Annotated in this window: 8 protein-coding genes; all 8 read left to right on the top strand. The window is 51.1% G+C overall.

The annotated features are described in order from the left end of the window. Positions 1 to 31 precede the first annotated feature (31 nt). Positions 32 to 1,477, top strand: a complete 1,446-nt coding sequence (locus tag IPN95_31605) for a T9SS type A sorting domain-containing protein (protein ID MBK9453864.1) — start codon at positions 32 to 34, stop codon at positions 1,475 to 1,477. Continuing rightward, positions 1,474 to 2,865 (top strand): T9SS type A sorting domain-containing protein, encoded by a 1,392-nt coding sequence (locus IPN95_31600; GenBank protein MBK9453863.1) that lies wholly within the window; start codon positions 1,474 to 1,476, stop codon positions 2,863 to 2,865. The genes IPN95_31605 and IPN95_31600 overlap by 4 nt, the downstream gene beginning before the upstream one ends. Before the next feature lie 220 nt (positions 2,866 to 3,085). Continuing rightward, complete coding sequence (locus tag IPN95_31595; GenBank protein MBK9453862.1) at positions 3,086 to 3,349, top strand: acyl-CoA-binding protein; 264 nt, start codon at positions 3,086 to 3,088, stop codon at positions 3,347 to 3,349. Between the two features lie 155 nt (positions 3,350 to 3,504). Beyond that, on the top strand, positions 3,505 to 4,599 hold the full coding sequence (locus IPN95_31590) for a hypothetical protein (protein ID MBK9453861.1): 1,095 nt from the start codon (positions 3,505 to 3,507) through the stop codon (positions 4,597 to 4,599). Positions 4,600 to 4,800: 201 nt separating this feature from the next. Further along, positions 4,801 to 4,977, top strand: coding sequence for a hypothetical protein (locus IPN95_31585; GenBank protein ID MBK9453860.1), 177 nt, complete (start codon positions 4,801 to 4,803; stop codon positions 4,975 to 4,977). Further along, positions 4,967 to 5,287, top strand: coding sequence for a hypothetical protein (locus IPN95_31580; GenBank protein MBK9453859.1), 321 nt, complete (start codon positions 4,967 to 4,969; stop codon positions 5,285 to 5,287). Before IPN95_31585 ends, IPN95_31580 begins: the two co-directional genes overlap by 11 nt. Before the next feature lie 266 nt (positions 5,288 to 5,553). After that, positions 5,554 to 5,724: a hypothetical protein gene (locus IPN95_31575; protein MBK9453858.1), complete on the top strand. Its 171-nt coding sequence runs from the start codon at positions 5,554 to 5,556 to the stop codon at positions 5,722 to 5,724. Positions 5,725 to 5,766: 42 nt separating this feature from the next. Next, the coding region (locus IPN95_31570) for a hypothetical protein (GenBank protein MBK9453857.1) at positions 5,767 to 6,357 on the top strand (591 nt) is incomplete at its 3' end.

Genomic DNA, 6,357 nt, shown 5'->3' with positions numbered 1-6,357 from the left:
GATCGGGTGAGGTGATTAAACTGGTGAAGGAATGAAAACGATCAGAAACGTCTTTTGGGTAATCGCTTTGGCCCTCTTGGGTTGTGGATCCGTTAATGCCCAAAATTGGGCATCAATCGGAAAATTTAACATTGCTCCAAACATTGCATGGTATGATGCACAAGAGGACCGGATGTTGGTCGCCGGGCTATACACTTGGTTTGATTCTTCCGAAATTCACGGCTTTGGTCAAATCGTTGGTGATACCGTGATTGGGCTTGGTTGTGGATTCGATGTCCCTTGTGGAACGCAAGTGATCTACAATTCAAGGGTAAACGATGCCAAGGCATTTGCACGATATAAAGGCGAACTCTTTGTAACAGGAACTTTTTTGATGGCAGGAGGAAATCCTTCAGGTAGGATCGCAAAGTGGCAAGGGAATGATTGGGTTGCCATTGGTTCTGGCCTGAGCACAAATGGAAATCCTGGGGGTGGAATCGGTTTTGGACTCGAAGTGATGGACAATATTTTGTATCTTTATGGGGCATTTGACTCAATCAATGGCATAGAAGCGCACAGTCTTGCCAAGTATGATGGCACTTCGTGGGGTCCTGTTTTTAACTTGCCAAAGTTCATGAGTTCGTTGAATCGGATTTATGATGCGGAGTGGTTTGAGGGCGAGTTATACATTGGTGGTGACTTTCACAAACCGGGGAGTAATCCACCGATTCATGGTTTGGCAAAATGGAACGGCTTCGATTGGGTTGGTGTCGATGTCGGCCTATTCGGCACTTTTCCCAATGTGAGTGCTCTTGCTACGTATCAAGGGAAATTGGTAATTGCTGGTCATTTTAATAAGCACGATACGCCGGGATCAATACCAGGCAATGGAATCACGATTTGGGATGGACAAGTATGGGACACGCTGCAGGGAGGAGTGCAATACAGGGTGCCTGGTGGATGGATTCGTGGCATTCTTATCAATGGGGATGCCTTGTATGCTTATGGCCTGTTTGATTCGGCTGGAGGTTACCCAGCAAGGAACCTTGCCATGTGGGACGGCAATCGGTGGTGTGGGTTGGAGGAATCCAACGATTTTGTTCCGACCTCAATTGGTTTTTACCATGATACACTTTTCATGACGATTGGCTCAGAGTCGGTTGGCGGGATTGATTCCATCTCTCGTTTTGCGAAATGGATCGGAGGTGCAAATTTGGACGGTTGTCGATTGGTGGCATCTCCCGAATTAGAAAATGAAATTGACCAAATCTCCCTCTACCCCAATCCAACGAATTCATCCTTTAAGCTGACGCTCCCGCCCAACACGACAACATGCACCCTCGAAATCCACGACATCACCGGCCGCGAGGTCGCGCCTGCCTGCACCTACCGCGCGGGTGACCCGCCTGTGGACGTGGCGCACCTGAGCGCGGGGCTGTATTTTGTGGAGGTGCGGGTCAAGGATCGGGTTGAGGTGATTAAATTGGTCAAACAATGAGAACAATCATGCGATACCTTCTGCTGTGCCTGCTTCTGACCTGTTTTGGGGTTGGGAAGGGGCAGATCTGGCAAGAAGTCGATGGCGGCGTCAATCGATTCATCAACCAATTGTATTATGATTCCGCTACCAATACACTTTTTGCCGCAGGTCAATTTAACAATGCAGGCTCGAACTACGTAGGGTGCATTGCCAAATTTGATGGGGAAAGATGGCATGCTCTTGATTCCGGATTAGGACATCGCCCATTTTCTTACAACACCTCCAACTCTGTAATTGTATACCATTCTAAAATTTTTGCGGGGGGACAATTTGAAAAATTAGATGGCGTCGGACTGAATTCCACTTCCTACTTGGCGACCTGGGATGGAGTCCATTGGCAAGCTTGCGGTAATCCCACAGGACCCTCCTACTTATCGATTGCGAATGACAACCTATTCGCTACCGGAACCTACGATTCAATCAGTGGTCAAGCCATCGACCATATCGCAAAGTGGAACGGTAGCACTTGGGAGTCATTTGGTTCGCCGTTGCCATGGCAGGCAGGCGATCGAGAAGTAGTAAAAAGTGTCGTCTATTTTCAGGGTGCCTACTATTTTGCCGGCAACTTCGAAGACGAAAATGGCGGTAACGAAATCCTGAAATACGACGATGCAGGTTGGCATTCGCTTCAAAATGGGATCTATGGATCCAACTCCTATGTCAATGACATGGCCGTGTACCACAATTTGCTCTTTGTCGCTGGAAAATTTCTTTCGATAAATGGCAATGTCAAAGATTATGTCATGGCTTGGGATGGCGAAAAGTGGATTGATCCATTTCCCGACATTCAATTTTGGTTCGAAGCTTACGACCTTGAGGTCATTGCTGGGAAATTGTACATTGTGGCCCCCGTTACTTCCAATCAGATCCGCAGGATGCATACCCTTGCCCATTTTGACGGGACTTACTTTTGTATTTTTGGCAGCGGAAAAGAATCGTTGCTTAATGTTGCGGGCATGGAGGGTAGGTTGTTTGTTTCTGGTGCCCCTAACCCCGTTCCTCCACTTTTTGATATTCATTACATTGCAGAATGGATGGGCGGCAACACGACGGATTCTTGCATCTACCAACCCGTCAGTGTTTCCTCGGATACAATTTCAAGTACTTTCGACATTCTGGTTTTTCCTAACCCTGCCTATCAATCCTTTAAGATTGAAACGAATCCTGCATTCTCAAGCTTCACGCTGCGTATCCACGACATCACCGGCCGCGAGGTCGCGGCCTCACGCACCTACCGCGCGGGTGACCCGCCTGTGGACGTGACGCACCTGAGCGCGGGGCTGTATTTTGTGGAGGTGCGGGTCAAGGATCGGGTTGAGGTGATTAAACTGGTGAAGGAAAACTGATTCGGAGAACATTGCCTCCGCTGGCGTTTTAGAAACGATGTGAATTTCGGCTGCGGTACGATTACGGCTTGCGGTCAATCTCCATTCAAGCTGGCCCGCTGGAGCAAAGTGCAATGTCGTTTTTTTCGGGATGGTTCATTGAAAACAGGTGTCCCTCTTCCCCTTTTTGGCCGTTTCCGCATTTTCCCATAGCTTTACTTCAAATATCGATTCGCAGAGAATGACACTCACAGAAAAGTTTCACGACGCCGCAGAGCGGGTCAAAACCCTCACCGCAAGGCCGAGCAACGAACAATTGCTGAACCTGTACGCCCTCTTCAAGCAAGCCACCGAAGGCGATGTCCATGGCGACAAACCCGGCATGTTTGATTTCAAAGGCGCCGCCAAATACGCCGCTTGGGAAAGCCTCAAGGGTCAGTCTGCCGATGCCTCCATGGAACAATACGTGGCCCTTGTAGACCACCTGATCGCTACCGTCGGCTGATTTTTTGCAGCCGAATGCCATACGGGAGTTCGATTTGTTGCCTCGAAGGTCGATTTTGGGGGCTGATTTCGCATTCCACCGTTCGCATGTATATTTGCAGGCGCTGATCGCAAATTGGTAACGTTACCTTGCTGCGTTGACTAAAAGAATGAAAAGTGGTTTCCAAAACACTGTCGGGGCTGCACCTGCCATTTGTTGGCAATTTGTTGTTGATGGCTTTTTCCGTGGCCCCTTTTGCGGCATTCGCGCAGGACGATGGCGACGACAAAAAGGAAAAACCTGCGAAGGAAGAAAAGGCAAAACCCGAAAAACCCGCCAAAGAAGCGAAGGTCAAGCCCGAAAAGCCGCCCAAAGCGCCCAAACCCGAAAAAGAAGCCAAACCGGAAAAGCCTGCCAAAGCCCCCAAAGCGGGCAAGGAAGATGGCGATTCGAAGGCAAAACGCGAAAAATCTGAACCTTCCGACGATGCCGGTGACGATGGCGGCGGCGGGGAAGACGGCAAAAAAAAGAAGAAAAAAGGCAAAAAAGGCGACAATGAACCTGAAGTTCGAGACGGCGCCAACACCGCCAACGAAAGATTTCACGCCAACAATGCGGACAGCACGGTCAAACACGGCTACGCTGTGCCCTGCGCCCGCTACCGCCGCGGTTCGATGGAGTACATCGACAAAAACAACATGTACATCACCATTCGCCGGTCACGCCACAAGGAGGTGCAGGTGAATAGCAACCGCGGAATGCGGGAGACCAAAACACGGAAAATCACCCGCGATCAGAAGATTGACAAGTCCAAATCCAAGATGCGCCTCGACAGGGAGGGCAAACTCAAAGACAAGGGCAACAAACTTGTCTTCAAGATTGAATGGACGAGCGACTGTACCTATAAACTTACCTTCAAGCGTTCCAAAAAGCCCACCAAATTCAAAAAGGGATGGGAAATGGACTGCATGATCACCAAATGCTACGAAGACTACTATGATTGCGACTGCGACCTGCACGACATCATCCAATACACTTCGGTGCGCAAAAAACTGACCAAGCCCGAGATTGCGGCGCGCCAACGTCAGGAAGTCGAGGAATTGAAGGCCAAGGAAGCAGAGGCCCTCGCCATCGAAGACCAAAACGCCAAAGTTGCCGAGGAAGCTGCCCGCATCAAGGCCGCCAGGACGAAATTTTTGGTCCGATCAAACGCATCAAGGCCGACGATCCCGCAACCCGGCATTACACCCTGTGGAAGATCCTGCCCCTGATGCGGGTGCGAAGGAGGCGCAGCCTACACCTGACGTGAAACCCGGTCCGGAAGCCAAAAAATCGGATTCGAAGAAAAAGAGGAAGATTCGAAGGCAGACAACGAAAAACCGGAGAAGGAAACCCAAAGGCCAAAGGTGACAAAACGCCGAAGGAGAAAAAGGAAAAAACCGGAGAAGGGCGACAAGGCCCCAGAGCCCAAGGTGAAGGCAGCAAAGGAACCCAAGGCTCCAAAAGAAAAGAAGGAAAAGGCTCAAAAAGAACCGAAGGCCCCCAAAGAGCCCAAGGTCAAGGCCGAAAAGGAACCCAAAGCGCCGAAGGAACCCAAGGTAAAACCCGAAAAGGAACCCAAAGCACCCAAGGAAGGCGATGAAGGATAATTCAACGACATCGTATCCCGCTCGGAGGCTTGGCTTTCTCGGCTTCGGCACCCTCCTGTTGAGTTTCTGCTTCCTCGGAGGTTGCAATTCGGAGGCGGGGAAAAACAATCAACTTGACGCAGAGAACCAATATCTCCCCAACGGACAGATGGTGCTCACCACCGAAAGCGACAGCGCCTTTGAAGCTTTGGAAGACCTCGACCATGGCGACCGCGAAAACTGGCAAAAGCCGCAAATGGTCATCAGCCGCCTCGGCGACCTCAGTGACAAAGTCGTCGCCGACATCGGCGCAGGTACCGGTTATTTCTGATGCCCCTCGCCCGCAAGGCCCGCAAAGTCATCGCCATCGACATCGAGCAAGATTTCCTCGATTACATCAACCGCAGACTCTCCCACAATACCGACAAAACAACCTCAACGTGGAAACGCGGCTCGTGAAGCCGAGGATCCGATGCTCAAGGAAGGCGAAGCCGATTTGGTCCTGATTGTCAATACCTACGGATTCATCAGCAACCGCGTCGCCTACTTCTCCAAGGTGCGCAAGAGGCCCCTCAAACCCGATGGAAAAAACTCGTGGTGATCGACTTCAAAAAGGAGCCGCTTCCCGTTGGGCCGCCCACGGAGACGAAATTGGCGTCGACACAGGTGAGTGCCGAATTGGACTCTGCTTGCTTCCGGACGGTGACCGTCGATTTCACGAGCCTGGAATACCAATACACCCTCACCGCCGAAAAACGCAACGATTGACCGCCTTCCCTCTCCCCCAATTTTGCCAGGAGAATCCCTGAAATGCCCGCTGAAGTCGAAATTCCCAATATTCCCTGCGCCGACATCCGCTGTTTGGCTTTGTCTTGTTGTTTGCCGGATTGGCGGCCGTTGTGGTCGGATTGCTGCTGTCTGATTTCTGGGGTGGTGTTCATGGGCGTTTTGCCAGTGATTTGGAATGTCTTCGGATTGGTGCGTGCGAGTTATGCGCATGACGGATTTCACGTGATCGGGCAGGAAAACGGGCTGCTGTGGATTCAGCGCGGTGACATGCGCGCTGCCGTCAAACGGGTATCCGAAAAGCGCCTCCACAAAGGTGATTGGCATGTTTTGCGGGAAACGGTCGCTGCTGCAAGGCCATCGGCAAGAAAAGTCCAAATCGCAGCACCTACTGACTTGCCGCAGCGAATTTGCTTAATTTGTCGCACGATGCCCTGCATCCCCTCCATCGTTCACTTCGCCATCCCGCTTGTGGCCGTTACAACTCTGTGTGCCCCTCGGATGAGGCGCAAGCAGACGGTTTTCAAGTCACCGGTTTTGCTTTCACGTCGCCGGACGGTTTTCTGTATCGTGGCCATCTTTACAGGTGACTTCGAATCCAGCAATATCCAAGCC

The organism is Bacteroidota bacterium (assembly GCA_016718825.1).
GTDB lineage: Bacteria > Bacteroidota > Bacteroidia > J057 > JADKCL01 > JADKCL01.
Note: the sequence above shows the minus strand (reverse complement) of the source record. Positions and strands in the feature narration are given on the sequence as shown.

Coding starts and splice junctions, on each gene's coding strand:
- IPN95_31605 (MBK9453864.1), top strand. CDS start 32: ATGAAAACGATCAGAAACGTCTTTTGGGTAATCGCTTTGGCCCTCTTG.
- IPN95_31600 (MBK9453863.1), top strand. CDS start 1,474: ATGAGAACAATCATGCGATACCTTCTGCTGTGCCTGCTTCTGACCTGT.
- IPN95_31595 (MBK9453862.1), top strand. CDS start 3,086: ATGACACTCACAGAAAAGTTTCACGACGCCGCAGAGCGGGTCAAAACC.
- IPN95_31580 (MBK9453859.1), top strand. CDS start 4,967: ATGAAGGATAATTCAACGACATCGTATCCCGCTCGGAGGCTTGGCTTT.